The organism is Pseudomonas sp. KBN10P06128 (assembly GCF_037574945.1).
GTDB lineage: Bacteria > Pseudomonadota > Gammaproteobacteria > Pseudomonadales > Pseudomonadaceae > Pseudomonas > Pseudomonas aeruginosa.
This window is the reverse complement of sequence record NZ_JBBELR010000001.1, coordinates 5,683,655-5,708,824: the sequence shown is the minus strand read 5'-3', so window position 1 is coordinate 5,708,824 and position 25,170 is coordinate 5,683,655. Positions and strand designations below refer to the sequence as shown.

At 66.5% G+C, this 25,170-nt stretch carries 23 protein-coding genes and 1 tRNA gene; 9 read left to right on the top strand and 15 right to left on the bottom strand.

Going from position 1 to position 25,170, the window contains the following annotated elements; translation table 11 throughout:
• Positions 1-90 precede the first annotated feature (90 nt).
• The 8 genes from ychF to lbcA all read right to left on the bottom strand — a co-directional run bounded on the left by ychF (position 91) and on the right by lbcA (position 6,941).
• Positions 91-1,191, bottom strand: a complete 1,101-nt coding sequence (gene ychF / locus VQ065_RS26660; RefSeq protein WP_003095017.1) for a redox-regulated ATPase YchF — start codon at positions 1,189-1,191, stop codon at positions 91-93.
• Positions 1,192-1,231: 40 nt separating this feature from the next.
• Positions 1,232-1,816: an aminoacyl-tRNA hydrolase gene (gene pth, locus VQ065_RS26655; protein WP_003099278.1), complete on the bottom strand. Its 585-nt coding sequence runs from the start codon at positions 1,814-1,816 to the stop codon at positions 1,232-1,234.
• Positions 1,817-1,857: 41 nt separating this feature from the next.
• On the bottom strand, positions 1,858-2,472 hold the full coding sequence (locus VQ065_RS26650) for a 50S ribosomal protein L25/general stress protein Ctc (RefSeq protein ID WP_003095013.1): 615 nt from the start codon (positions 2,470-2,472) through the stop codon (positions 1,858-1,860).
• 116 nt (positions 2,473-2,588) lie between these two features.
• Complete coding sequence (locus VQ065_RS26645; RefSeq protein WP_003099281.1) at positions 2,589-3,530, bottom strand: ribose-phosphate pyrophosphokinase; 942 nt, start codon at positions 3,528-3,530, stop codon at positions 2,589-2,591.
• Between the two features lie 55 nt (positions 3,531-3,585).
• Positions 3,586-3,660, bottom strand: a tRNA-Gln gene (locus tag VQ065_RS26640).
• Positions 3,661-3,696: 36 nt separating this feature from the next.
• Positions 3,697-4,545 carry a 4-(cytidine 5'-diphospho)-2-C-methyl-D-erythritol kinase gene (gene ispE, locus VQ065_RS26635; protein ID WP_003095007.1) on the bottom strand — a complete coding sequence of 283 codons (849 nt, stop codon included), beginning with the start codon at positions 4,543-4,545 and terminating at the stop codon, positions 3,697-3,699.
• A gap of 1 nt (position 4,546) precedes the next feature.
• Entirely contained in the window at positions 4,547-5,164 is a 618-nt protein-coding gene (lolB, locus tag VQ065_RS26630; RefSeq protein ID WP_003095005.1) for a lipoprotein insertase outer membrane protein LolB, read from the bottom strand.
• A 4-nt stretch (positions 5,165-5,168) separates the two neighbouring features.
• Positions 5,169-6,941: a proteolytic complex protein LbcA gene (lbcA, locus tag VQ065_RS26625; RefSeq protein ID WP_003162407.1), complete on the bottom strand. Its 1,773-nt coding sequence runs from the start codon at positions 6,939-6,941 to the stop codon at positions 5,169-5,171.
• 143 nt (positions 6,942-7,084) lie between these two features.
• Between lbcA and hemA the strand changes: the two genes are divergently transcribed.
• The 6 genes from hemA (at position 7,085) to pagL (ending at position 12,479) form a co-directional block, all read left to right on the top strand.
• On the top strand, positions 7,085-8,353 hold the full coding sequence (hemA, locus tag VQ065_RS26620) for a glutamyl-tRNA reductase (RefSeq protein WP_003095001.1): 1,269 nt from the start codon (positions 7,085-7,087) through the stop codon (positions 8,351-8,353).
• 17 nt (positions 8,354-8,370) lie between these two features.
• Positions 8,371-9,453 carry a peptide chain release factor 1 gene (gene prfA, locus VQ065_RS26615; protein WP_003094997.1) on the top strand — a complete coding sequence of 361 codons (1,083 nt, stop codon included), beginning with the start codon at positions 8,371-8,373 and terminating at the stop codon, positions 9,451-9,453.
• 1 nt (position 9,454) lies between these two features.
• A complete protein-coding gene (gene prmC, locus VQ065_RS26610) occupies positions 9,455-10,285 on the top strand; it encodes a peptide chain release factor N(5)-glutamine methyltransferase (protein ID WP_003094995.1) in 831 nt (276 codons plus the stop codon).
• Complete coding sequence (locus VQ065_RS26605; protein ID WP_014603555.1) at positions 10,279-11,037, top strand: molybdopterin-synthase adenylyltransferase MoeB; 759 nt, start codon at positions 10,279-10,281, stop codon at positions 11,035-11,037. Before prmC ends, VQ065_RS26605 begins: the two co-directional genes overlap by 7 nt.
• Positions 11,027-11,824: a glutamate racemase gene (gene murI / locus VQ065_RS26600; protein ID WP_003094993.1), complete on the top strand. Its 798-nt coding sequence runs from the start codon at positions 11,027-11,029 to the stop codon at positions 11,822-11,824. Before VQ065_RS26605 ends, murI begins: the two co-directional genes overlap by 11 nt.
• A 133-nt stretch (positions 11,825-11,957) precedes the next feature.
• The gene (gene pagL, locus VQ065_RS26595; protein ID WP_003094992.1) at positions 11,958-12,479 is read left to right on the top strand and encodes a lipid A 3-O-deacylase; all 522 of its coding nucleotides are present in this window, start codon (positions 11,958-11,960) and stop codon (positions 12,477-12,479) included.
• Between the two features lie 125 nt (positions 12,480-12,604).
• Here pagL and phrB read toward each other — a convergent pair whose 3' ends face one another.
• The 4 genes from phrB to VQ065_RS26575 form a co-directional block, all read right to left on the bottom strand.
• A complete protein-coding gene (phrB, locus tag VQ065_RS26590; protein ID WP_019485342.1) occupies positions 12,605-14,050 on the bottom strand; it encodes a deoxyribodipyrimidine photo-lyase in 1,446 nt (481 codons plus the stop codon).
• The gene (locus VQ065_RS26585; protein WP_003094990.1) at positions 14,047-14,946 is read right to left on the bottom strand and encodes a MerR family transcriptional regulator; all 900 of its coding nucleotides are present in this window, start codon (positions 14,944-14,946) and stop codon (positions 14,047-14,049) included. The genes phrB and VQ065_RS26585 overlap by 4 nt, the downstream gene beginning before the upstream one ends.
• 9 nt (positions 14,947-14,955) lie before the next feature.
• Positions 14,956-15,915 (bottom strand): DUF523 and DUF1722 domain-containing protein, encoded by a 960-nt coding sequence (locus VQ065_RS26580; protein WP_003094989.1) that lies wholly within the window; start codon positions 15,913-15,915, stop codon positions 14,956-14,958.
• Between the two features lie 152 nt (positions 15,916-16,067).
• Positions 16,068-17,051 (bottom strand): NAD(P)/FAD-dependent oxidoreductase, encoded by a 984-nt coding sequence (locus tag VQ065_RS26575; RefSeq protein ID WP_003094987.1) that lies wholly within the window; start codon positions 17,049-17,051, stop codon positions 16,068-16,070.
• 395 nt (positions 17,052-17,446) lie between these two features.
• Here VQ065_RS26575 and VQ065_RS26570 point away from each other — a divergent pair, with 395 nt between their 5' ends.
• The 3 genes from VQ065_RS26570 (at position 17,447) to VQ065_RS26560 (ending at position 21,036) form a co-directional block, all read left to right on the top strand.
• Positions 17,447-18,364 carry a TIGR01777 family oxidoreductase gene (locus VQ065_RS26570; protein ID WP_003094984.1) on the top strand — a complete coding sequence of 306 codons (918 nt, stop codon included), beginning with the start codon at positions 17,447-17,449 and terminating at the stop codon, positions 18,362-18,364.
• Entirely contained in the window at positions 18,361-19,383 is a 1,023-nt protein-coding gene (gene hemH / locus VQ065_RS26565) for a ferrochelatase (RefSeq protein WP_003094982.1), read from the top strand. Before VQ065_RS26570 ends, hemH begins: the two co-directional genes overlap by 4 nt.
• Before the next feature lie 279 nt (positions 19,384-19,662).
• Positions 19,663-21,036: a spinster family MFS transporter gene (locus tag VQ065_RS26560; protein WP_003094980.1), complete on the top strand. Its 1,374-nt coding sequence runs from the start codon at positions 19,663-19,665 to the stop codon at positions 21,034-21,036.
• 1 nt (position 21,037) lies between these two features.
• Here the strand turns inward: VQ065_RS26560 and VQ065_RS26555 are convergent, their stop codons facing one another.
• Genes VQ065_RS26555 through VQ065_RS26545 form a run of 3 tightly spaced genes read right to left on the bottom strand, consistent with a single transcriptional unit; the run spans position 21,038 to position 25,162 of the window.
• A complete protein-coding gene (locus tag VQ065_RS26555; protein WP_003094979.1) occupies positions 21,038-21,985 on the bottom strand; it encodes a Csu type fimbrial protein in 948 nt (315 codons plus the stop codon).
• Positions 21,982-24,357 carry a fimbria/pilus outer membrane usher protein gene (locus VQ065_RS26550; RefSeq protein WP_003094977.1) on the bottom strand — a complete coding sequence of 792 codons (2,376 nt, stop codon included), beginning with the start codon at positions 24,355-24,357 and terminating at the stop codon, positions 21,982-21,984. The genes VQ065_RS26555 and VQ065_RS26550 overlap by 4 nt, the downstream gene beginning before the upstream one ends.
• Before the next feature lie 16 nt (positions 24,358-24,373).
• A complete protein-coding gene (locus tag VQ065_RS26545; RefSeq protein WP_003094976.1) occupies positions 24,374-25,162 on the bottom strand; it encodes a fimbrial biogenesis chaperone in 789 nt (262 codons plus the stop codon).
• Positions 25,163-25,170 lie beyond the last annotated feature (8 nt).

The window sequence follows — 25,170 nt, the reverse complement described above, 5'->3', positions numbered from 1 at the left end:
TTACGTAACCCATTGATTTCAAATGGGCCAACCTGTCCACCAAGCGCTACTGAGCGCCACCGAGATCCAGCAAAAATCGTCAGACGTTGATCACACGTTGAAGCGGAAATGCATCACGTCGCCGTCCTTGACGATGTAGTCCTTGCCTTCCAGGCGCCACTTGCCGGCTTCCTTGGCGCCCTGTTCACCCTTGAACTGGATGAAGTCGTCGTAGGCGACCACTTCGGCGCGGATGAAGCCTTTCTCGAAGTCGGTGTGGATCACGCCGGCGGCCTGCGGGGCGGTGGCGCCGACGCGGACGGTCCAGGCGCGGACTTCCTTCACCCCGGCGGTGAAGTAGGTCTGCAGGTTGAGCAGGCCGTAGCCGGCACGGATCACACGGTTCAGGCCGGGTTCCTCGAGACCGAGGGACTCGAGGAACATGTCCTTCTCTTCGCCGTCTTCCAGCTCGGCGATCTCGGCTTCGATCTTGTTGCACACCGGCACCACCACCGCGCCTTCTTCCTCGGCGATGGCCTTCACCACATCCAGGTGCGGGTTGTTCTCGAAGCCGTTCTCGGCGACGTTGGCGATGTACATCACTGGCTTGCTGGTCAGCAGGTGGAAGCTGCGTACCAGGCGCTTCTCCTCCTCACCGAGGTTCTTCAGCAGCGAACGCGCCGGCTTGCCTTCGGTGAAGTGGGGGATGAGCTTTTCCAGCAGGGCCTTCTGGGCCAGGGCTTCCTTGTCGCCGCCCTTGGCGTTGCGGGCGACTTTCTGCAGTTGCTTCTCGCAGCTGTCGAGGTCGGCGAAGATCAGTTCGAGGTCGATGATCTCGATGTCGCGCTTGGGGTCGACGCTGTTGGACACGTGGATCACGTTGTCGTCTTCGAAGCAGCGCACCACGTGGGCGATGGCGTCGGTCTCGCGGATGTTGGCGAGGAACTTGTTGCCCAGGCCCTCACCCTTGGAGGCGCCCGCCACCAGGCCGGCGATGTCGACGAATTCCATGGTGGTCGGCAGTACGCGCTCGGGCTTGACGATCTCGGCCAGGGCGTTCAGGCGCGCGTCGGGCATCGGCACGATGCCGCTGTTCGGCTCGATGGTGCAGAACGGGAAGTTTTCCGCCGCGATACCGGATTTGGTCAGGGCGTTGAACAGGGTGGACTTGCCGACGTTGGGCAGGCCGACGATGCCGCAGTTGAATCCCATGCTATGTCCCTCGCGCTCAGACAGGCGCTAGAAAAGTGGTTCAGGCCTTCTGGCTGTGCAGCTTCTGCATCGCCCGGGTCCAGTCCCCGGCGAGCATTTCCGGCAGCACGCCGAGGGCGAAGTCGATGCTGGTGTCGAGCAGTTCCTGCTCGCTGCGCGGGGCGCGGCCGAGCACGTAACCGGAAACCAGGCTGCTGTGCCCCGGATGGCCGATGCCAAGCCGCAGGCGATGGAAAGAATTCTGATTGCCGAGCTGGGCGATGATATCGCGCAACCCGTTGTGCCCGCCGTGTCCGCCGCCGGTCTTGAGCTTGGCGACGCCAGGGGGCATGTCGAGTTCGTCGTGGGCCACCAAGATGGCGTCCGGGGCGATCCGGAAGAATCCCGCCAGCGCCGCCACGGACTGGCCGCTGCGGTTCATGTAGGTAGTCGGGATCAACAGACGAACGTCCTTGCCCTGGTGGCTGAACTTGCCGACCAGGCCGAAATACTTGCGGTCAGCCACGAGGCTGACGCCCTGGGCATGCGCCAGGCGCTCAACGAAAAGGGCCCCCGCGTTATGCCGGGTCTGGTCGTATTCAGGACCCGGGTTTCCCAGGCCAACGATCAGTTGTACGGCAGTCACGACGGGAGCCCCTCTCTATAAAAAGGCGATCGAGTAATGAATTACTCGGCGGCGCCTTCTTCGCTACCTTCTTCCTTCACCACGCGGGAAGCGTGGATGTTGGCAACGGCCAGATCGTTGCCGTGGGCCAGTTGTACCAGCTCGACGCCTTTCGGAGCCTTGAGGTCCGACAGGTGAACGATCTGGCCCAGCTCGACCTTGGCCATGTCGACTTCGATGAATTCCGGCAGGTCTTTCGGCAGGCAGGAAACTTCGACTTCGGAGATGGTGTGGGAGATCTCGCCACCGGATTGCTTGACGCCAACGGCTACTTCTTCGTTGATGAAGTGCAGCGGTACGTGGGCGGTCAGCTTGTGGTCGGCGACCACGCGCAGGAAGTCGGCGTGCATCACGAAGCCTTTCGCCGGATGGCGCTGCAGGGCCTTGATCAGTACGGTTTCCTTGGCGCCGCCAACGTTCAGGGCGATCACGTGGCTGAAGGCAGCCTCGTTTTCCAGGAGCTTGGCGATTTCGCGCAGTTCCAAGGTTACGGACTGGGGCTCTTTGTCGCCGCCGTAAACGACAGCAGGAACCAGACCGGCGTTACGACGCAGGCGGCGGCTCGCACCTTTCCCCAGATCGGAACGCACTTGGGCATTCAGAATAAAGTCGACCATTGTGTATCTCCAAAAATAACAATGCGCCCGAACGCTTGCGACCAGCGTTCGGGCGATTTCAAAGGCCCCGCCGGAGCGGGGCGTTTTCGTTCAGGCGCGTTCGCCGAGGCTGGGCCTCAGCGGAACATCGCGCTGATCGATTCTTCGTTGCTGATCCGGCGCATGGCTTCCGCAACGACCGGAGCGATGTCCAGCTGGCGGATGCGGCCACAGGCCTGGGCAGCGGCGGACAGCGGGATGGTGTTGGTCACCACCAGCTCGTCCAGTACGGATTTCTCGATGTTCTCGATGGCACGGCCGGACAGCACCGGGTGGGTGCAGTAGGCGATGACCTTGGCGGCGCCGTGCTCTTTCAGTGCCTTGGCGGCGTGACCGAGGGTGCCGGCGGTATCGACCATGTCGTCTACCAGTACGCAGGTACGGCCTTCGACGTCACCGATGATGTGCATCACTTCGGACTGGTTGGCCTTGGGACGACGCTTGTCGATGATCGCAAGGTCCACGCCCAGGGACTTGGCCACGGCGCGCGCGCGCACCACGCCGCCGATGTCTGGGGAGACGATCATCAGGTTCTCGAAGCGCTGGTCTTCGATATCGTCCACCAGCACGGGGGAACCGTAGATGTTGTCTACCGGGATATCGAAGAAGCCCTGGATCTGATCCGCGTGCAGGTCGACCGTGAGGACACGGTTGACCCCGACGACGGTCAGCATGTCGGCCACTACCTTGGCGCTGATGGCCACGCGGGCGGAGCGCGGACGGCGATCCTGGCGGGCATAGCCGAAGTAGGGGATGACAGCGGTGATACGAGTGGCCGAGGAGCGGCGGAAGGCATCGGCCATCACCACCAGTTCCATCAGGTTGTCGTTGGTCGGCGCGCAGGTCGGCTGAATCAGGAATACGTCCTTGCCGCGGACGTTTTCGTTGATTTCGACGCTGATTTCGCCATCGGAGAATTTGCCAACTGAAACATCGCCAAGAGGAATGTGCAGCTGACGCACGACGCGTCGTGCAAGATCGGGGTTAGCGTTCCCCGTGAAGACCATCATCTTGGACACGCTACAGGTACCTGTGTCGACCGAAGGGATCCGGATGAAATACAGAAGAGGAAAATGGCAGGGGCGGCTGGATTCGAACCAACGCATGGCAGGATCAAAACCTGCTGCCTTACCGCTTGGCGACGCCCCTGTGGTATTGCTCGAATGCCGTTTCGGCATTCCTTTCTCAGACCAGAGTTTCCAGCTTCCGGTGCAACATCGAAACGTTGCTTCCTTTGGCGACGAACCTCTGAAGGTGGTCTGGAAGAAGGGCCGAGACTTTATCAGCTTCAGCTTTGTTTGGGAAGCTCCCAAACACACAACCTCCAGTGCCGGTTAATCTAGCTGAAACAAATTTGTTTAGCAAGATCAAAGCGTTACGAACTTCTGGGTAACGCCTCTCGACTACCGGCTGACAGTCGTTTCGGCTGTCCCCCTCGAGAACGGTGCGCACTTTAATGGCGGGAGAATCGCGTGTCAACAGTGGATCTGAAAAAATTTCTGCTGTGCTGACAAGTACTTGCGGAACCAAGACGAGATACCAGAGCTCCGGGATGTCCACCGGGGTGAGCTTTTCGCCCACGCCCTCGGCGAAAGCCGCGCGTCCGCGGGTGAAGACCGGCACGTCGGCGCCCAGGCGCAGGCCCAGGGCGGCGATGCGGTCCTCGTCCCAGCCGAGTTGCCAGAGATGGTTCAAGGCCAGGAGCGTCGTGGCGGCGTCGGAGCTGCCGCCGCCGATGCCGCCCCCCATGGGCAAGCGCTTGTCCAGCCAGATGTCGACGCCTTGCAGGCTGCCGGAGGCTTCCTGCAGCCCGCGCGCGGCGCGCACGATCAGGTTGCTGTCGTGCGGCACCCCGGCGATTTCCGTGTGCAGGCGTACCTGGCCGTCCTGGCGGGCTTCGAAATGCAGCTCGTCGCCGTGGTCGAGGAATTGGAACAGGGTCTGCAACTCGTGATAGCCATCGTCGCGGCGGCCTAGGATATGCAGGAACAGATTGAGCTTGGCCGGGGCTGGCAGGCTGAGGCGCACGCTCATGTCAGCGGCCGAGCTGGCGCGGCTGCCAGTCCTTGATCACCAGGGTGACGTCGAGGTCCTGGCCGTGCAGCTTCAGGCGCTCGGGTAGCCAGTAGCCGTTCTGTTCGGCGTAGCGGGTGTATTCGATCTGCCAGCCGTCCTGTTCCAAGCGCGCCAGGCGACTGTCGGCGTCGAGGGTCAGGCGGCTCTTGCTGTCCGGCGCCGGGAGGCCGCGTACCCACCAGAGCAGGTGCGAGACCGGCAGGCGCCAGCCTAGTTGTTCTTCCAGCAGGGCTTCCGGGGACTCCGCCTGGTAGCGGCCCTGCCCGGCGACTTCCAGGCTCACCGCGCCTTCACGCCCGGTCAGGCGTGCTGCGCCGCGGCCGAGCGGGCCGGACAGGCGGATGTCGTAGTAGCCCTGGCGCTGCAGCCAGAACAGGGTGCCGCTGCCGGAGTCGCGCGGGGCGCGGATGCCGACCTTGCCGTCGATCTGCCAGGCATCCAGCTCGCTGAGTTGCTGCTTGTGGGTTTTCCAGGTCTGCGCATCGCCCTGGCCTTCCAGGGCTTCGTGGGAGGTCAGGCCGGCGCAGCCGCTGAGCAGGGCCAGCGCGGAGGCGGCGAGGAAAAGACGTAGACGCATGGTTTCAAGGAGTCTCGGCGCCGGTCAGGCGCTTGATGGTGCGGCGCAGCACGTCGCTGTCGGGCTGCTTGTCGAGGTATTCGCGCCAGATGGCTCGGGCGTCGTCTTGGCGCCCCTGGGCCCAGAGGACTTCGCCCAGGTGCGCGGCGACCTCGTGGTCGGGGTAGCGCTGCAGCGCCTGGCGCAGGTAGCGCTCGGCGTCCGCCAGCTTGCCCTGGCGATAGTTGATCCAGCCCATGCTGTCGAGGATCGCCGGGTCGTCCGGGTTCAACTTGTGCGCCTTGAGGATCAGCTCGCGCGCCTCGGTGTAGCGGGTAGTGCGGTCGGCCAGGGTGTAGCCGAGGGCGTTGAGGGCCATGGCGTTGTCCGGCTCGCGGGCGATGACGAAGCGCAGGTCCTTTTCCATCTGCGCCAGGTCGTTACGCTTCTCCGCCAGCATCGAGCGGGTGTAGAGCAGGTTGAGGTCCTCCGGGTACTGCTTCAGACCCTCCTGGATGGCCTGCCAGGCCTTTTCCTGCTGGTCGTTGTTGGACAGCGCCTCGGCTTCGATCAGGTACAGCTGGATGGCGTAGTCGGGTTGCTCGCTGCGCGCCTTGTCCAGGCGCTGGGCGGCTTCGTCGACGCGACCGGCCTTGAGCAGGACGTCGGTCTGGCGCAGTTGCGCCGGGAGGAAGTCATTGCCCGGGCCGACCTGGGCGTACTCGTCGAGGGCGCGCGCGGTGTCCTTCTGTTCCTCGGCGAGGCGGCCGAGGTTGAAGTGGGCGGCGTCGACGTGGCTGTCGCGCTCGACCAGTTCTTCCAGGTAGATCCTGGCTTCGTCCCAGGCCTGGGCTTCCAGGCAGACCAGCGCCAGGGAGAAACGCAGGTCGTCGTCGTCGGGGAATTGCTGGACCAGTCCGGCGAACTCGGCCTTGGCGTCGTCCAGGCGGTTCTGCTCCACCAGCAGGCGCGCGTAGGCGAGGCGCACGCGCTTGTCGTCCGGGTGTTCCTTGATCCCGGCCTTGAGCAGCGGCAGGGCCTCGTCGCTGCGCTTCATGCTCTGCAACAGGCGCGAGCGGAGCAGCAGCGGGGCGACTTCGTGGCGGCTTGCGGAGTTGTCCTCGAGCAGGGTCAGGGCTTCGTCCGGGCGGCCGTCCTGTTGCAGCAGCAGGGCCTTGCCGAACAGCAACTGGCCGTTGTTCGGGTATTTCTTCAACAGGTGGTCGAAGCTCTGCAGCAGGCCGGCGCGGGTATCCGGGTCGGTCTCCGCGGCAGACAGGGCGAGGAAGTCGAAGTGCGTGTCGCCCTGGCCGTTGAGGACCTTCTCCATGTACACCATGGACTCCTCGTAGCGCCCGGCGCGGGCCAACTGGATCGCGGCGGCGCGTTGGGCATCGAGGTTGTCCGGCGCGCTGCGCGCCCAGAGCAGGGAGGTGTCGAGGGCTTCCTGGTCGGCGCCGAGGTATTCGGCGATGCGGAAGGCGCGCTCGGAAACCCCGGGGTCGCGGGTTTTTTGCGCCTGCACCACATAGTTGCTCAGGGCGATGTCGAAGCGGTTGCGCTGCCCGGCCAGTTCGGCCACCAGCAGCGAATACAGGCTGTCCTCGCTGAAGGAGCCGTACTTTTCCGGCTTGGCCTTGGTCTCGACCGCGGTGTCTTCCACCGGCGGGGTGCCATCGGGAGTCTTGTGGATAAGTGACTGGCAGCCGCCGAGCAGCAGCGTGACGGTCAGCAGCGCAAGGGATTTGTTCATAGAGGAAGAAAGCCGGCCTTGAACCTGCGAGGGTGGCGCCATCATGACATAAGCCGTCCGGCAAGCCCAAGGGGGCCGGGACGGGCGTCGACGAAGCTGTCTATGGAGTCAATACATCGGCAATGGTTGTCCTGCCCTTGGCGAAGTAGGAGAATTGCGCGTTTCCCCGATTAGCTCAGCGATCCTGCATGGCCTTCATTGCCCTCGGCATCAATCACAAGACCGCCTCGGTGGCTGTCCGCGAGCGCGTGGCTTTCACTCCGGAACAGATGGTCGAGGCGCTGCAGCAGCTCTGCCGCCTGACCACCAGCCGCGAGGCGGCCATCCTGTCGACCTGCAACCGGAGCGAACTCTACCTGGAGATCGACCATCCGACCGCGGACGACGTGCTCGCCTGGCTGGCGGACTACCATCGCCTGACTCTCGACGAGTTGCGCGCCTGCGCCTATGTGCACCAGGACGAAGACGCGGTGCGCCACATGATGCGCGTGGCCTCCGGCCTCGACTCGATGGTCCTCGGCGAGCCGCAGATCCTCGGTCAGATGAAGTCGGCCTACGCCGTCGCGCGCGAGGCCGGCACCGTCGGTCCGCTGCTCGGCCGCCTGTTCCAGGCCACCTTCAGTACGGCGAAGACCGTCCGCACCGATACCGCCATCGGCGAGAACCCGGTGTCCGTGGCGTTCGCCGCGGTGAGCCTGGCCAAGCAGATCTTCAGCGACCTGCACCGCAGCCAGGCGCTGCTGATCGGCGCCGGCGAGACCATCACCCTGGTCGCGCGCCACCTGTTCGAGCAAGGCGTGAAGCGCATCGTGGTGGCCAACCGCACCCTGGAGCGCGCCAGCCTGCTCGCCGAGCAGTTCGGCGCCCATGCGGTGCTGCTTTCGGAGATCCCCGAGGAGTTGGCCAACAGCGATATCGTCATCAGCTCCACTGCCAGCCAGTTGCCGATCCTCGGCAAGGGCGCCGTGGAGCGCGCGCTGAAGCAGCGCAAGCACAAGCCGATGTTCATGGTCGACATCGCCGTGCCGCGCGACATCGAGCCGGAAGTCGGCGAACTGGACGACGTCTACCTCTATAGCGTCGACGACCTCCACGAAGTAGTGGCGGAGAATCTCAAGAGCCGCCAGGGCGCTGCCCAGGCCGCCGAGGAACTGGTCGGCAGCGGCGTCGCCGAGTTCATGCAGCGCCTGCGCGAACTGGCTGCGGTGGACGTGCTGCGCGCCTATCGGCAGCAGGCCGAGCGCCTGCGCGATGAAGAACTGGGCAAGGCCCAGCGGCAACTGGCCAACGGTGCCGACCCGGCCGAGGTGATGGCCCAGTTGGCCCGCGGCCTGACCAACAAACTGCTGCACGCGCCCAGCGTGCAGATGAAGAAAATGTCCGCCGAGGGCCGCATCGACGCGCTGGCCCTGGCCCAGGAGCTGTTCGCCCTCGACGAGGGCGCGCCGCGCCACTGACCGGTACCTATGCCTGCATGAAAGCTTCTCTGCTGAAAAAGCTGGATGTCCTCAGCGATCGCTACGAAGAACTGACGGCGCTGCTCGGCGACGCCGAGGTGATCAGTGACCAGACCCGCTTCCGCGCCTATTCCCGCGAGTACGCCGAGGTCGAACCGGTGATCCTGGCGTTCCGCGACTACCGCAAGGTGCAGGCCGACCTCGAGGGCGCCCAGGCGTTGCTCAAGGACAGCGACCCGGAGTTGCGCGACCTCGCCGAGGAGGAGGTCGCCGAAGCGCGCGGCCGTCTCGCTGCCCTCGGCGACAGCCTGCAGCGCATGCTGCTGCCGAAGGATCCCAACGACAGCCGCAACGTGTTCCTGGAGATCCGTGCCGGCACCGGTGGCGACGAGGCGGCGATCTTCTCCGGCGACCTGTTCCGCATGTATTCGCGCTACGCCGAGCGCCAGGGCTGGCGGGTCGAGACGCTGTCGGAGAACGAGGGCGAGCACGGTGGCTACAAGGAAGTGATTGCCCGGGTCGAGGGCGACAACGTCTACGCCAAGCTCAAGTTCGAGTCCGGCGCGCACCGCGTGCAGCGGGTGCCGGAAACCGAATCCCAGGGCCGGATCCACACTTCCGCCTGCACTGTCGCGGTGCTGCCGGAGCCGGACGAACAGGCAACGATCGAGATCAACCCGGCCGACCTGCGGGTGGACACCTACCGTTCCTCCGGCGCCGGCGGCCAGCACGTCAACAAGACCGACTCGGCGGTGCGCATCACCCACATTCCCAGCGGCATCGTGGTCGAGTGCCAGGAAGAGCGCTCGCAGCACAAGAACCGCGCCAAGGCCATGGCCTGGCTGGCGGCCAAGCTCAACGACCAGCAGCAGGCCGCGGCGCAGCAGGCGATCGCCAGCACGCGCAAGCTGCTGGTGGGCTCGGGCGACCGCTCGGAGCGCATCCGTACCTACAACTTCCCGCAAGGGCGGGTCACCGACCATCGCATCAACCTTACCCTGTACTCCCTGGGCGAGGTGATGGAGGGCGCGGTGGAACAGGTGATCGAGCCGTTGCTGCAGGAATACCAGGCCGATCAACTGGCGGCCCTGGGCGACTGATATGACCACTATCTGTACCCTTCTCAAGGATTCCCAACTGCCCGATTCGCCCAGCGCCCGGCTCGACACCGAGTTGCTGCTGGCGGCGGCGATGGGCAAGCCGCGCAGCTTCCTGCGTACCTGGCCGGAGCGCATCGTGCCGCGCGAGGCCAACGAGCGGTTCGACGACTGGATCGCCCGTCGGCGCAACGGCGAACCGGTGGCCTACATCCTTGGCCACCAGGGCTTCTGGAGCCTGGACCTGGAGGTCGCGCCACACACACTGATCCCGCGCCCTGACACCGAACTGCTGGTGGAAACCGCGCTGGCGACCCTCGCGGCGGGCACCGCTACCGTGCTCGACCTGGGCACCGGCACCGGCGCCATCGCCCTGGCCCTGGCCAGCGAGCGGCCGCTATGGACAGTGACTGCGGTGGACCGTGTGGAAGAGGCCGTGGCGCTGGCCGAGCGCAATCGCCAGCGGTTGCTCCTGGAGAACGTCGAGGTGCGCCGCAGCCACTGGTTCTCCGCCCTCGATGGCCGGCGCTTCCGGATGATCGTCGGCAATCCGCCGTATATCCCTGCCAGCGATCCGCACCTGAGCGAGGGCGACGTGCGTTTCGAGCCGAAGAGCGCGCTGGTCGCGGGTAGCGATGGCCTCGACGATATCCGCCAGATCGTCGCCCAGGCGCCGCGGCATTTGCTGGACGAAGGCTGGTTGCTGCTCGAGCACGGCTATGATCAAGGGGCGGCGGTGCGCGAACTGCTCGGCGCCCGCGGCTTCGCCGGGGTACATACGTTGCGCGACCTCGGCGGCAACGAGCGGATCACTCTCGGACAATGGGCATGCTGAGCGACGAGGAACTGCTGCGCTACAGTCGCCAGATCCTGCTGGCGCAGGTCGACGTCGAGGGCCAGCTGCGCCTGAAGCGCAGCCGCGCACTGATCGTCGGTCTTGGCGGCCTGGGTTCGCCGGTGGCGCTGTACCTGGCCGCGGCTGGGGTCGGCGAGCTGCACCTGGCGGATTTCGATACGGTCGACCTGACCAACCTGCAACGGCAGGTCATCCACGATGGCGCCAGCGTCGGCGTCGGCAAGGTGGAGTCGGCGATGCGCCGGCTGGGCGCGCTGAATCCGCAGATCCGCCTGGTCAGCCATAGCGCCGCGCTGGATGAGGACTCCCTCGATGCCGCCGTGGCGGCGGTCGACCTGGTGCTCGACTGCACCGACAACTTCGCCACCCGCGAGGCGGTCAACGTCGCCTGCGTGCGCGCCGGCAAGCCGCTGGTCAGCGGCGCGGCGATCCGTCTCGAGGGCCAGCTTTCGGTATTCGATACCCGCCGCGACGAAAGCCCCTGCTACCACTGCCTCTACGGGCACGGCAGCGAGGCCGAGCTGACCTGCAGCGAGGCCGGCGTGATCGGTCCGCTGGTGGGCCTGGTCGGTAGCCTGCAGGCGCTGGAGGCGCTCAAGCTGCTGGCCGGTTTCGGCGAACCGCTGGTGGGCCGCCTGCTGCTGGTGGACGCCCTCGGCACGCGCTTCCGCGAATTGCGGGTGCGTCGCGATCCTTCCTGTGCCGTCTGCGGGCAACGCCATGGCGGTTGAGTCGGCCGCGGTCGGCGTTTTCGATTCCGGGGTCGGCGGGCTCAGCGTATTGCGTGAGATTCGCGCGCGCCTGCCATCCGAATCGTTGCTCTACGTCGCCGACAACGCCCATGTGCCCTACGGCGAGAAGAGCGCGGAGTACATCCGCGAACGCTGCGAGCGGATCGGTGATTTCCTTCTGGAGCAGGGCGCCAAGGCTCTGGTACTGGCCTGCAATACCGCGACGGCAGCGGCTGCGGCGGAATTGCGCGAACGTTATCCGCAGGTGCCGCTGGTGGCCATGGAGCCGGCGGTGAAGCCGGCCGCGGCGGCCACCCGCAACGGTGGGGTCGGCGTCCTGGCCACCACCGGAACTCTGAAGAGCGCGCGTTTCGCCGCCTTGCTCGACCGCTTCGCCAGCGACGTACAGGTCTTCACCCAGCCCTGTCCGGGGCTGGTCGAGCGCATCGAGGCCGGCGATCTCTATGGGCCGCAAACCCGGGCACTGCTGGAGCGCCTGCTGGCGCCCATCCTCGAACAGGGCTGCGATACGCTGATCCTCGGCTGTACTCATTATCCCTTCGTCAAACCCCTGCTGGCCGAGCTGATCCCGGCGGAGATGGCAGTGATCGATACGGGAGCGGCTGTCGCCCGGCAACTGGAGCGCGTATTGTCGGCGCGGGCGCTACTGGCCTCTGGCCAGGCCGCGACGCCGCGTTTCTGGACCAGCGCGCTGCCGGAGGAGATGGAAAGGATCCTGCCGATCCTCTGGGGAAGCCCGGAAAGCGTAGGAAAATTAGTCGTTTAGTCGTTCCTGGCAGACGTGACAGCGATTTTTTGAACTAAAGCGTTTGGTCTAGTATCTGCTTTAGTAAGTGCGCTCTTATAATGCGCAGCTTGAATGCGGGGGCTTTCATGCAACTTTCGAAAAGGACGTTTCAATGAAGAAACTACTTCCGCTGGCCGTTCTGGCCGCACTTTCCTCCGTCCACGTGGCCTCCGCCCAGGCGGCGGACGTCTCGGCCGCCGTCGGTGCGACCGGCCAGTCGGGCATGACCTATCGCCTGGGCCTGAGCTGGGATTGGGACAAGAGCTGGTGGCAGACCTCCACCGGGCGCCTGACCGGCTACTGGGATGCGGGCTACACCTATTGGGAAGGTGGCGATGAAGGCGCCGGCAAGCATTCGCTGTCGTTCGCTCCGGTATTCGTCTATGAGTTCGCCGGCGACTCGATCAAGCCATTCATCGAGGCCGGTATCGGCGTGGCGGCGTTCTCCGGCACCCGTGTCGGCGACCAGAACCTGGGTTCCTCCCTGAACTTCGAAGACCGCATCGGCGCCGGCCTGAAGTTCGCCAACGGCCAGTCGGTCGGCATTCGGGCGATCCACTATTCCAACGCCGGCCTGAAACAGCCGAACGACGGTATCGAGTCCTACAGCCTGTTCTACAAGATCCCGATCTAGTCGGCACGGTCGAAAAAAGCCGGGTTCATCCCGGCTTTTTCATGCCTGCGATTCTTCCACCACGCCGCACCGCCCCATGGAAAGAGCGAGCCATTTGGCGGGAGGCGATAGCTCGCTGACGCGCCCTACGCGCGACCATCGCGCGGCGGCAGGTTGCGGAAAGCCGCCAGCGCCCGTTCGCGGCTGGCCTTCAGGTCGACCATCGGCCGTGGATAGTCGACCCCGGCGAACAGCCCCAGGCTGGACGGATCGTGGATCGCCTTGCGCTCCAGGCCGGCCAGTTCCGGCAGCCAGTGGCGGATGAACTCGCCGCGTGGATCGAAGCGTTCGGACTGTGAGAGCGGATTGAACAGGCGGAAGTAGGGGACGGCGTCGGTGCCGGTGGATGCGCTCCACTGCCAGCCGCCGTTGTTCGCCGCCAGGTCGCCGTCGATGAGGTGGCGCATGAACCAGCGTTCGCCTTCGCGCCAGTCGATCAGCAGGTTCTTGCTGAGGAACATCGCTACCACCATCCGCAGGCGATTGTGCATCCAGCCGGTGGCGAGCAACTGGCGCATTGCCGCGTCGATGATCGTTATGCCGGTGCGCCCCTGTTGCCAGGCTTCGAGTTCCGCCGGGGCCTGGCGCCAGCGCAGGGCTTCGGTCTCCTCGCGGAAGGGGCGGTGCCGGGAGACCCGTGGGTAGCCGACCAGGATGTGCTTGTAGAACTCGCGCCAGAGCAGCTCGTTGATCCAGGTCGCGGCGCCTTGCTGGCCGCCGCTGAACTCGCCGCGGTTGGCGACCAGCGCGGCGTCCAGGCATTGCCTGGGCGAGAGTACGCCGGCGGCCAGGTAGGGCGACAGTTGGCTGGTGCCGGGAAGCGCCGGGAAGTCGCGCCGTTCATGGTAGTCGGCCAGGTGCTGGTCGGCGAAGTCGCGCAGGCGTTCCTGCGCTACCTTTTCGCCTGCCGGCCAGAGGCGGCGCAAGCTATCGGCCGGCCGCGGGAAGGCGGGCACGGCATCCGGCAGCGGGTCGCTGGCCAGCGCATGCGGTGGCTGGGGCTGCGGACGCGGGCGGACACCCGGCAGGGCCTGGTAGAGCCGTTCGTGGCAGACCTTGCGGAACTGGCTGAACACCTGGAAATAGCCGCCAGTTCGGGTCAGCACCGAGCCGGGGGCGAAGAACAGCTGGTCGAGGTGGCTGTGGAAGGCCACGCCCTGTTCGCGCAGGCGTTGGCCGACGGCCTGGTCGCGGCGTTCCTCGTTCACCCCGTATTCCTGGTTGACGTGTACCGCGCCGATTCCCAGCTCCCGGCAGAGCCGGCCGATGACTTCCGGGGCTTGCCGCCAGTGGCCGCAGTCGCGCACCAGCAGCGGGATGTTCAGCGCGGCGAGCTGGCGTTGCAGCTCGCCCAGGTTGCGCAGCCAGAAGTCGACCTTGCAGGGCGCATCGTCGTGTTCCCGCCACTGCGCCGGGCTGAGCAGGTAGAGGGCCACGCAAGGGCGCCCATCGGCGGCGGCGAGGAGCGCGCTGTTATCGGTGGTTCGCAGGTCGCAGCGAAACCAGATCAGGTTCATCGGAAGTCCGTTCATGGGTTCAACAGGCCTCGTTCGCCGAGCAGGCGGCGGGCTTCCAGGGGCGTGCTCGCCAGCAGCAGGCCAGTTAGCGCCAGGGTTTCGAAGGCTTCGCGCTGGATCTCCACGGCCGGTCCGACCAGCACCACCGGGCAGCTCACCCCTGCCAGCAGGCGCGGCAGGTGCTCCGGGTTGAGGCGATGACTGGCGTACAGCAACACGCCGCGAGCTTCCAGGCGTTCGCAGGCCAGGGCCAGTTCGGCCGGTGGCAGCGGCCAGTCGAAGACCTGCAGCGGCACCTCGCCGCTGCCGAGCAACCAACTGCACAGCCAGAGGTTCGGTTCCAGCGACAGCTCGGACTGGTTGACCAGCAGCAGCGGCGCGCCCTGTTGCAGCCGCTGCTGGTGATAAAGGCGGGCGCCCAGCTTGCTGCGCAACCAGGAGAAGAAGAAGGCCCGCTCCATGCGCGCGCCGAATTGTCCCTGCCAGCGTCGTTCGAGGTGCTGCAGCAAGGGTTGCAGAAGCTTTTCGCAGAGGGTCGCTACCGGATAGAGCGACGCGGCCTGGTTGAACAGATCGTCGAGGCGTCGCTCGGCCAGCGCGGCGATGGCGTCCAGCAGTTGTTCGTGCAGGCGTTCCCAGGGGGATTCGACATCCGCCGCCGGGGTTTCCTCCGGACGCTCCAGCAGCGCGCGCACCTGGCTGATGGCGACGCCACGCTCGAGCCAGACGAGTATCCGGCGGATGCGCTCGACCTGCTCTTCGCTGTAGAGCCGGTGCCCCTTGCCGGTGCGTTGCGGCACCACCAGGCCATAGCGGCGCTCCCAGGCGCGCAGGGTGACCGGATGGACGCCGGTCAGACGAGTGACTTCGCGGATCGGCAGGCCGCCGCGTTCGAGGTGGGGCGAGTTCATCGGGAAATCCTAGAGCGCGTTGCGCAGGCCGAGTTCGGTCGGGTGCGGTTGCAGGTAGGCCTGCTGGGCGATGTATGCATGCGGGTGGCGACGGAAGTGGTGCTTTAGCAGGGTCAGCGGTACCACCAGCGGCACGCTGCCATGCCGGTATTGCTCGATCAGCTCGCGCAATTCACGCCTGTCTTCGGCTGCGAGGTCGCGTTTCAGGTAGCCGCTCAGGTGCAGCAACACGTTGCCATGGCTGCCGCGGGTCGCGCAGCGGCGCAGGCCCTGCATCAGCTCGCCGAAGTAACGCGTGCCGAGGGCTTCCGGCTGGTAGTGGCCGGCTTCGCCGAGCAGGCGGCCGAGACTGCGGTAGTGCTCCGGCGAATGCGCCAGCAACTGGTACTTGTAGCGGCTATGGAAGGCGACGATGGCCGAATGGCTGAGGCCGCGCTGGCACAGGGCCTGCCAGTGGGCATGGGCGAACACGCGGGTGAGGAAGTTCTCCCGCAGGACCGGATCGTGCAGCCGGCCTTCTTCTTCCACCGGTAGCTCCGGCAAGGCTTCGCAAAGGGCTGCGGCGAAGCGTCCACGGCCTTCGGCGCGCGGCGCGCCGCCGCCTTCTGGATAGACCTTGACCCGTTGCAGCCCGCAGGACGGCGAACGTTGCATGAAGATGAAACCGTCCAGCGTATCCGCCCGTTGCGCCACCCGCCGCGCATATTCGGCGAGCGCTCCGCCGACCGCCAGGCCGTCGCGGCTCCGCGCCTCGGCGGCTTCCGGAGTGCCTTCCAGGCGAATCGCCGGGCGCGGCGTGCCCAGGCCGATGGCCTGTTCCGGGCAGAAGGAGACGAACTCGACGTGCCGCGCCAGTTCCTCGCAAAGCGCGGATCGCTTGTGGCCGCCGTTGAAGCGCACCGGTTCGCCGAGCAGGCAGGCGCTGATGCCGAGTCGGGGCGTCAGGGAAGGGTGGTGAGATTCGTGCATCGGTGTCGTCTCCCGAGGGGAAAGGAGGTTCGCGCGCAGCTCGACAGCCAGGCGGTCATACGACACATCCTAGAACTTATCTTGTACAGGTCAATGTATTTGTATAGGTATTTTCTTGTCACATCGGGCCGCCAGGCGACGGCCCGATCCCCTCAGAGATGTTCCAGCAGGCGCCGCGCGGCTTCCTGGCCGCTGAGCCAGGCGCCTTCGACGCGGCCGCTGGAGCACCAGTCGCCGCAGGCGTAGATGCCCAGGTCGGGATCGCCGAGGGCGCCCCACTGGTGAGCTTCCGCGGGGCGTGCATAGAGCCAGCGGTGGGCGATGCTGAAGGCGGCTTCCGGTACGGCGCAGCCGATCACTTCGGCGAAGGCGCAGCGCAGGTGCTCGACCACGTCCTCCTTGGCCATGTCGATGTGCTGCCGGCTCCACTGGCTGGTGGCGTGCAGCACCCAGGTGTCGAGGGCGGTGTCGCGCCCCGGCTTGCTGCGATTGCAGGCCAGCCAGGCGATCGGACTGCCGTGCACGAAGCAGCCCTGCACCGGGGTGTCGAGTACCTCGCGGAAGCCCAGCGCCACCGCCCAGGTCGGCTCCATGACCACGCTCGCGGCGGTGGCCGCCAGTTTCGGCACGCTGGCCAGCAGCGGCGTGGCCTGGGGAGCGGGGATGGCGATCAGGACCTGGTTGAACGGACCGTGGTTCTGTCCCTCGGCGTCCTGCAGGTGCCAGTGCTGCTTGCCGCGGAAGACCTCGGTGATGCGGCAGGAGAAGACCACTTGCAGATCGGTGAGCAGGGCGCGGGTGATCGCACTCATCCGTGGGATGCCGACCCAGCGTGGCTGCTCGTCCGGGGAGGGGCTCAGCTGGCCGTCGCGGTATTGGTAGAGAGCGGGTTTCCACTCGTCCACCCAGCCTTCCTCGCGCCAGTGTTGCAAGGCGTCGAGGAAGCGCCGGTCGCGGGCGGTGAAGTATTGCGCGCCGAGGTCCAGCGTGCCGGCCTCGCTGCGCTTGCTGGCCATGCGGCCGCCGCTGCCGTGGCCCTTGTCGAACAGTTGTACGGTCTGGCCGGCGGATCTCAATGCGTGGGCGGCGGAAAGCCCGGCGATGCCAGTACCGATGATGGCGATGGGGACGCTCATGACATGCCTCTCTGGTTGTGTAGCGTCTGGACAGGCGAATCAGGTTTCTTGTACAAGCTTGATTTAATGTACAGTGTTGCGCGTGCTTCGAGGCGCACCTTGCGTCGCGCCGATGGCGCGCTTCCTGGCCTGTCGAACCTTCAGACGTTCCGTTCGGAAGTATCAACCGAGTTATCTGAAGAATAGACGGCTGGCGCCGTTCACTAAGGCACCAATGCGATGCAAGCCCTGTTCCTTGGCTGAGTCGAAAACGACGCCAGGGTTCCCTGGCCGGAGCCGACGGATCTTCCATTCACAGGATAACGCCGGAATGGGGGGAGGATGCACGGTCATCGGGCAGATCGATGTCCAGGGTCCAGACTGAAAGGGCACGCAGGCAAAACGAGGAGACAGCCATGCACATTCTCTTGACCGGCGGTACCGGCCTGATGGGTCGCCGCCTGTGCGCCCGCTGGCGACAGGCCGGACACCGGCTGACCGTGTTCAGCCGGCGGCCGCAGCAGGTGGAATCGCTGTGCGGCGTCGGCGTGCGCGGCATCGATCGTTTCGACGAGTACGGCGACCAGCCGCTCGACGCGGTGGTCAACCTGGCCGGCGCGCCGATCGCGGACAAACCCTGGAGCCACAAGCGCAAGGCGCTGCTGTGGGAAAGCCGGGTACGCCTTACCGAGCGCCTGGTGGAATGGCTGGACGCTCGTGAGCAGCGCCCGGACCTTCTGTTATCGGGTTCTGCGGTGGGTTGGTATGGCGACAGCGGCGAGCGCCCGGTGACCGAGGAGGGGGCGGCGGCCGGCGAGGATTTCGCCAGCGAGCTATGCCTAGCCTGGGAGCAGATCGCCCGCGAGGCGGAGAAGCTCGGCACCCGTGTCGTGCTGTTGCGCACCGGCCTGGTGCTGGCCCCCGAGGGCGGCTTCCTCGGGCGCCTGTTGCCGCTCTACCGGCTCGGCCTGGGCGGACCGCTGGGTGACGGCCGGCAATGGATGCCGTGGATTCATATCGAGGATCAAATCGAGCTGATCGATTTTCTTTTGCGGCGGCCCGATGCCAGCGGTCCCTATAATGCGTGCGCTCCCAACCCGGTGCGCAACCGCGATTTCGCCAAGGCCCTGGGCCGGGCGCTGCACAAGCCGGCGCGGATACCGACCCCCGGGTTCGTCCTGCGCCTCGGGCTGGGAGAAATGTCCGGATTGCTGCTCGGCGGCCAGCGAGCCTTGCCGCAACGCTTGCAGGACGCCGGCTACCGTTTTCAATTCACCGACCTGGACGTGGCGCTGGCCGATGTCCTGGACGCCCGACGAAAGGATCAGGCATGACCGAGAATGCCCTGCTGTTGCTCAACCTGGGCTCCCCGGATTCGACCCGGGTGGAGGATGTCCGCCGCTATCTCGACCAGTTCCTCATGGATCCCTACGTGGTCGACCTACCCTGGCCGCTGCGGCGCCTGCTGGTGTCGCTGATCCTGATCAAGCGTCCGGCCGAATCGGCGCACGCCTACAGCTCGATCTGGTGGGACGAAGGGTCGCCACTGATCGTCCTCAGTCGTCGCCTGCAGGAAGCGATGAAGCCGCACTGGCCGCATGGACCGGTGGAACTGGCGATGCGCTACGGCCAGCCGGCCATCGAGAAGGTCCTGCTCGACCTGGCGCGCCGTGGTATCCGGCGGGTCACCCTGGCGCCGCTGTATCCGCAGTTCGCCGACAGCACTACGACCACCGCCGAACAGGAGGTGCGCCGGGTGATCGCCGCCCATCGCCTGGGCCTGGAGGTCAGCACGCTGCCGCCGTTCTACGACCAGCCGGTCTACCTCGATGCCCTGGTGGAAAGCGTGCGTCCGTACCTGCAGCAGCCCCACGACCATCTGTTGCTGAGCTTCCATGGCTTGCCCGAGCGGCACATCCGCAAGCTGGTGAAGGATCCTGCCCACGACCTGCTGGCCGAGAACAGCCGCAACGTCAGCCCCGAAGCCCTCGCCCTCTGCTACCGCAGCCAGTGCCTGCGCACCGCCGAGGCCTTCGCCGAGCGCGCCGGCCTGGAGCAGGGGCGCTGGTCGGTGGCGTTCCAGTCGCGCCTGGGGCGCGCCAAGTGGATCGAGCCCTATACCGACGCCAAGCTCGACGAACTGGTGCAGCGTGGGGTGAAGCGCCTGCTGGTGATGTGCCCGGCGTTCGTCGCCGACTGCATCGAGACTCTGGAGGAAATCGGCATGCGCGGCCGCGAGCAGTTCATCAGCGCCGGCGGCGAGGACCTGGTGCTGATTCCCTGCCTCAACGACCACCCCGCCTGGGTCGGCGCCCTGGCCGAGATGAGCGGGCGCCTGGCCAGGCCGCTCTGAGAGCCTGTTCATGATCCGCTGCGCGGCGCGGTATGAAGGCTTTGAAGCGCTCATTTGCCGCTCGTCAGCTCCGCTTCCCCGCCCAGCTCGCGAGATGCTGGACAGGCTCTGAGCGCACGCGGCGGCGAATGACCTGGCGGTCATTCGCCGGAACCCGCTTCCCGCATTCAGCAGTTCTATAGTCCCTTGCCCTGGGTATAAGCCCGGATGTTGCCGGCTTATCCTGCCTGTCGACCCTCCCTTCGCATCCGCCGCTTCGGCGGCGTCCAGGAGTTCGGCATGCATAACAACAATAACGGCTATCCCTCCAACCTTGCGGCCTGGACCACGGTGGCGATCCTCATGGTCGCCTATGTGCTGTCCTTCATCGACCGGCAGATCCTCAACCTGCTGGTCGGCCCGATCCGCCGCGACCTGGCCATCAGCGACACGGAAATGAGCCTGCTGATGGGCTTGTCCTTCGCCCTGTTCTACACCCTTTGCGGTATCCCGCTCGGACGCATGGCCGACAACCGCAGCCGGCGCGGCCTGATCCTGTTCGGCGTGCTGGTGTGGAGCGCGATGACCGCGGCCTGCGGTCTGGCGCGCAGCTATTGGCAATTCCTCACCTTCCGGGTCGGCGTCGGGGTCGGCGAGGCGGCGCTGTCGCCAGCGGCCTATTCGCTGATCGCCGACAGCTTCCCGCGCGAGCGTCGGGCGACGGCGATCAGCGTCTACTCGATGGGCATCTACCTGGGCTCGGGGCTGGCCTTCCTGCTCGGCGGGCTGGTGATCAAGTTCGCCTCGGCCCAGGGCGACGTGCACCTGCCGCTGTTCGGCGAGGTGCGCCCGTGGCAACTGATCTTCCTCATCCTCGGCGCCGCCGGCGTGCTCTTCTGCCTGTTGCTGCTGGCGATCCGCGAGCCGGCCCGGCGCGGAGTCGGCGCAGGCGTGGCGGTGCCGCTGGGCGAGGTCGGCGCCTACCTGCGGGCCAACCGCAAGACCGTGCTCTGCCACAACTTCGGTTTCGCCTGCCTGTCCTTCGCCGGCTACGGCAGCGGCGCCTGGGTGCCGACCTTCTTCGTCCGCACCCACGGCTGGGACGCCGGTCATGTCGGGGTGGTCTACGGCAGCATCGTCGCGGTGTTCGGCTGTCTCGGCATCGTCTTCGGCGGGCGCCTGGCCGACTACTGGGCGAAGCGCGGGCGCAGCGACGCGAACATGCGCGTCGGGCTGCTCGCCGCCTGGGCGGTGATTCCCTTCACCCTGGTCTACCCGCTGCTGGACAACGCCAGTTGGGCGGCGGCGCTGATGGCGCCGACGGTGTTCTTCCTGAGCATGCCTTTCGGCGTGGCCCCGGCGGCGATCCAGGAGATCATGCCCAACTCGATGCGCGGCCAGGCCTCGGCGATCTACCTGTTCGTGGTCACCCTGTTCGGTCTCGGCGTGGGCCCGACGGCGGTGGCGCTGGTCACCGATTTCGTCTTCGCCGACGACATGGCGCTGCGCTACTCGCTGCTGCTGGTGACCCTGGCCGCGGTGCTCGGCGCGGTGGTCCTGCTGGGGATCGGCCTCAAGCCCTATCGCGCCAGCCTGGAGCACCTGAAGGACTGGAGCCTGCGACGGGAAGGCGAGGGCGGCGAGGATTGGAAGGCGTCCCGGCAGCCGGCCTGACTCAGTAGGTGAGGATGACCCGCACGGTATCGCTGTAGGTACCGGCGGGGACGTTGCCCTGTGCCGGGTTGACGATGGCCCGGTACGGCACGTTCTGCGCGGCGCCGCTACCGGTGCCTGCCTGGGTGTTGCTGGTGGTCCAGACCGTCGAGTCGCCCGGTTTGTAGAGGTTGTACTGGATCGCGTTGGTGCCGCTGAGCATTCGCCGCCAGCCGCCGCTGAAGTTGTTGCCGTTGTCGAAGCCGATGGTATAGGTGGCGTTCAGGGTGCAGCGCACGCCAATGTTCTGGTTCACCGCGGTGAAGGCCGAGACCAGCGCGGCGCTGCCGAAGCTGAGGTCCGGAGCGCTGTCGATGAAGCAGTCCTTGAGCACCGTCAGGGTAACGTTGACGCTGCTGCTGGCGGTGCCGTCGTCGTATACGCAGACTGGGCCGATGCCCGCCGCGCACAGGTGCCAGGCCCAGTTCAGGCCGATGGTATCGGTATAGGTGCCGGCCGGCAGGGTCACCCCGGTGGCGGTGCGCAGGTACAGCGGCAGGCTGCCGTCGGTGGCGTTGAACAGGCCGAGGATGCCGAGGAAGGTGGTGCTGCTCCAGCGTACCGTCGAGCCGACGTTGTAGACGGTGCCGCAGCCGTTGTCCTTGCAGATGCTGTAGGGCAGGTAGGTGCCGCTGGCGGCATTGTACAGCCGCGGCGTGGTGCCCAGCGGATTGGCGGTGCTGGCGATGGTCGCGTCGATGGTGTTGGTGCTGAGGATCGACAACAGGCTGCCGGTGCACTTGAAGCCGGTGGTGCCGGTGATGGTCTGTGCGGTGCTGGCCACGGTGAACGAACTCAGGCTGCCGAAATTGCCGGTGCCGGAGCTGGTGGTGCAGGCGGCGAGCAGCAACGGGCTGGCGCAGAGCGTAGCGAAGCCGAGCAGGCAGGCAGACGTGGAGTGGCGGCTCATGGCGTATCTCCGATGGGGGCCGAGCAGGTCAGCGGGCCGACCTGGCTGACGGTGGGTTTGCGCGTGTCCAGGCGGAAGCGTGCCTGGCAGGCCCGGCCGTCGGGGCGGACCACGCGTAGCTGGTTGTCGCTTTGCAATCCTTCGAAATAGACCTGGCCGTCCCAGCCGACGCTGGCGCGCTGGCCGCTGCCGGTTTCTTCGGCCCGGCTGCCCAGCGGCAGCGGTTCGCCGCGCTCGTCCACCAGGCTGATGCTGGCGGCGACCACGGCACGGATCGGGAAATCCAGCAGCAGGCCGCTGCCCTGGCGTACCGCCACGCGCTGCTCGACTTCGGGCGCGCTGACGTTGGCCGGAAGGTCCAGCGGCTCGATCTGGAACTTCGCCGGGTAGTAGGCCGCGACCCAGGGCACCAGCAGGTGGCCGTTGTCGTCGGTGCTGCCCATCAGTTGGTTCTCGTAGCGGATCGGCACCTGTGGATAACCCTTGGTGCTGACCAGGACGAAGGCGTCGTTGATCCGGTTGCTGGCGAACACGGCGTTGTCCATCCATACCAGCGAGCCGCTGAGATCGGCCCAGCGCGTGTAGTTGCCGGTCTCGCCATAGAGGCCGCCCTGCAGTTGCACGTTCTGCATGCGCCAGGTCAGGTCGGCCTGCTGGTAGCGGCTGGCGCCGCCGCCATAGCCGAGGTTCCAGCCGAGGCCGCCCTGGCTCGGCGTGGAGCGGCTCCAGATCACCCGCTCGCTGTAGCGCCGGTCGCTGTCGCGGGTGACGCCGATGTTCAGCAGGCCGTTGATGTCGAAGGGAATCACCAGTTGCATCAGCGCGCTGTAGCCGTCGCCGTCGAGATCCTTGTTCAGCGCCAGGTAGACGCTGCTACGGCTGCCGATCGGGCGGCTGTAGGAGAGGTTGGCCAGGCGCGTGCGGCTGCCGTCGCGGGCGCGGATGTCGAAGTAGCCGGTACCGATGGTGCCATGCTCGTCGAAGGTCAGGCTGGCGGTAGCCTGGTCGGTGCGCCGGCTCAACTGGTACTCGCCGTCCAGGGTGCCGAGGTCGCCATAGCCGGCGCTGCGCTCGATGTGTTGCAGGCTGAGGCCGAGCCGTCGCGAATAGTAGGAGTAGCCGAGCAGGTATTGCTGGCCGCTGTCGCCCTGGCCGTCGCTGCCGCTGGCCGCCAGGCTGAGGGTGCCGAAGGTGGCCACGGCGATGTCGCCGCCGATGCCGAGCAGGCGCAGGTCGCTGGCGGCCTCGGCGTGGGTGGAGAGGGTCAGGCGGTCGCTGACGCCGTAGCGGTAGATGCCGCTGGCGGCATTGTCGGCATAGGAGAAGTTGCGCAGGCCGTAGTCGTCGCGCAGACGCCCGACGGACAGGTCGAAATCGCTCAGGCCGCGCGCCAGCAGGGTGTTGGATACGTAGAACGGCAGGCTGGTCACCACTTGTCGGCCCTGGGCGTCGGTGGTCACCACCGTGGCTTCGCCGGCTCCGTTGATATACGGCACGTTGCTGATGGCGAAGGGACCGGGCTGCAGGTCGGCGCTGCTGGCCTTGTAGCCGTTGATGAACAGGTCGACGGTGCTGGGTACGGCGGCCTGGCCGTCGAAGCGCAGCAGCGGATAGGTGACCAGGTCCGGACGTACGCCGAAGTTGCGGGCGAAGCGAAAGCCGCCCATGCGTACCGGGGTGGTCCAGTTCAGCGCGCCGTTGACGTAGTCGCCCAGTTGGTAGCTGTGCATGTTGCGTTCGTCGTTGTACAGCCAGTAGGTGTCATAGCGCAGGTAGCGGCTGTCGAGGTTGTCGGCGTCGCCGAAATAGCGGGTGTAGACGCCGGTGTTGGAGATCACCCCGAAGCCGTCGAACAGACGTTGCTCGAGCAGCGCGGAAAGCCAGGGCGTGGCGCCGTCGGCGGGGGCCGAGTAGTACAGGTCGTAGTTGAACAGCGCGCCGAGGCTGCTGCGCGCCGGGGCGCGGGCGACCAGTCCGGGATCGTCGAAGCGCTGCTCCGGCAGCCAGTCCGGCGGCACTTGCAGGTGCAGTTGCTGGCTGGCGCTGTCATAGTCCGCCCGGACCTCGGGCAGGGCATCCACCGCGACCTGTCCGGCGGGGTTGCCAGGCAGGCGCACGCCGGCTTCGCGCAGGGCCGCGGCGTCGAGCAGGTAATGGCCATCGGCGGCGTTGACCGGCACCACCTGGCCGCTGTCGCGGCCGTTGATCACCAGTTCCAGGTAGTAGAGGACGTTGCCGCCGCCGCCGGACGGAGCGGGTTGCGGCGGCGGCAGTCCGGCCAGGTAGTCCGCCGCATGGACAGGGGAGAGCAGCGCCAGGCCGATCAGTAGCGAGCGGTGGCGGCGAGAGCGCCGCTGACACGGGCGAGGCACGGGACCGACGTCCGCCTCAGTACCCGGGAACGCTGATCGGCGCGTCGTTGTCCGCCAGTTGCAGTTTCAGGGTCATGCCGGCGTCCGGCAGCAGCCCCGGCGGCAGCGGCCAGCGCATCTGCTGGCCGGGCAGCACGTAGCCGAGCAGGCCGTCCAGCAGCGCCAGGCTGCGGCCGTTGCCCTCCCAGCGGACATGGCTCAGGCGGGCGTGCACGCTACCCTCGTTGCGCACCTGCAGGTAACGCTTGCCCTGTTCCTCGACCAGCCGCCAGGCCAGCTTCGGCCGGGTCGCGTCGGCCGGGTCGCGCTCGACATCGCTGCGCGGCTGGGTCCAGACGCCGTCGGCGCTGACGAACAGCGGTACCGAATAGCGCATCTGGAACTGCAGGGCGAGACCGGGGCTTCGTTGCGTCTGCCCCGCGCTGCCGTCGGGCACTTCGTCGATCAGCACCCGGTAGGCGTCCTCCGGCGTGCTGGGCTGGCCGCCCTGGCGGATCAGCCGGACCAGTTGCCGGCGGCCCGGCTCGACCTTGACGAAGGGCGGGCTGGGAATCACTGCCTGCTGGTTGCGATAGACGTCCTGGAAATCCGCCTGGGACCAGCCGAGCACGCGCACCTGCAGGACCACCGGTTGCTTGCCGCGATTCTCCAGCCACAGCGCCGTGGCCGGTTGGTCGGCTTCGATGGCCGGGTTGATCGGCCAGATCAGCACCGCACTGGCGGCTTGTGCCGGGCCGCCCAGGAACAGCGCCAGCAGCGCCGCAAGCCAGCGGCCGGGGCGGAGAGGTAGGTGTGGACTGGGCATGTGATCCT

Excerpts from the sequence above, each read along its gene's own strand:
- VQ065_RS26580 (WP_003094989.1), bottom strand. The coding sequence starts at position 15,915 with ATGCACGAATCTCACCACCCTTCCCTGACGCCCCGACTCGGCATCAGC.
- ychF (WP_003095017.1), bottom strand. The coding sequence starts at position 1,191 with ATGGGATTCAACTGCGGCATCGTCGGCCTGCCCAACGTCGGCAAGTCC.
- VQ065_RS26575 (WP_003094987.1), bottom strand. The coding sequence starts at position 17,051 with ATGAGCGTCCCCATCGCCATCATCGGTACTGGCATCGCCGGGCTTTCC.
- VQ065_RS26560 (WP_003094980.1), top strand. The coding sequence starts at position 19,663 with ATGCATAACAACAATAACGGCTATCCCTCCAACCTTGCGGCCTGGACC.
- prmC (WP_003094995.1), top strand. The coding sequence starts at position 9,455 with ATGACCACTATCTGTACCCTTCTCAAGGATTCCCAACTGCCCGATTCG.
- VQ065_RS26650 (WP_003095013.1), bottom strand. The coding sequence starts at position 2,472 with ATGGTCGACTTTATTCTGAATGCCCAAGTGCGTTCCGATCTGGGGAAA.
- VQ065_RS26605 (WP_014603555.1), top strand. The coding sequence starts at position 10,279 with ATGCTGAGCGACGAGGAACTGCTGCGCTACAGTCGCCAGATCCTGCTG.
- hemA (WP_003095001.1), top strand. The coding sequence starts at position 7,085 with ATGGCCTTCATTGCCCTCGGCATCAATCACAAGACCGCCTCGGTGGCT.
- VQ065_RS26545 (WP_003094976.1), bottom strand. The coding sequence starts at position 25,162 with ATGCCCAGTCCACACCTACCTCTCCGCCCCGGCCGCTGGCTTGCGGCG.
- ispE (WP_003095007.1), bottom strand. The coding sequence starts at position 4,545 with ATGAGCGTGCGCCTCAGCCTGCCAGCCCCGGCCAAGCTCAATCTGTTC.
- prfA (WP_003094997.1), top strand. The coding sequence starts at position 8,371 with ATGAAAGCTTCTCTGCTGAAAAAGCTGGATGTCCTCAGCGATCGCTAC.
- murI (WP_003094993.1), top strand. The coding sequence starts at position 11,027 with ATGGCGGTTGAGTCGGCCGCGGTCGGCGTTTTCGATTCCGGGGTCGGC.
- hemH (WP_003094982.1), top strand. The coding sequence starts at position 18,361 with ATGACCGAGAATGCCCTGCTGTTGCTCAACCTGGGCTCCCCGGATTCG.
- VQ065_RS26555 (WP_003094979.1), bottom strand. The coding sequence starts at position 21,985 with ATGAGCCGCCACTCCACGTCTGCCTGCCTGCTCGGCTTCGCTACGCTC.
- pagL (WP_003094992.1), top strand. The coding sequence starts at position 11,958 with ATGAAGAAACTACTTCCGCTGGCCGTTCTGGCCGCACTTTCCTCCGTC.
- lolB (WP_003095005.1), bottom strand. The coding sequence starts at position 5,164 with ATGCGTCTACGTCTTTTCCTCGCCGCCTCCGCGCTGGCCCTGCTCAGC.
- phrB (WP_019485342.1), bottom strand. The coding sequence starts at position 14,050 with ATGAACGGACTTCCGATGAACCTGATCTGGTTTCGCTGCGACCTGCGA.
- VQ065_RS26585 (WP_003094990.1), bottom strand. The coding sequence starts at position 14,946 with ATGAACTCGCCCCACCTCGAACGCGGCGGCCTGCCGATCCGCGAAGTC.
- lbcA (WP_003162407.1), bottom strand. The coding sequence starts at position 6,941 with ATGATGGCGCCACCCTCGCAGGTTCAAGGCCGGCTTTCTTCCTCTATG.
- VQ065_RS26570 (WP_003094984.1), top strand. The coding sequence starts at position 17,447 with ATGCACATTCTCTTGACCGGCGGTACCGGCCTGATGGGTCGCCGCCTG.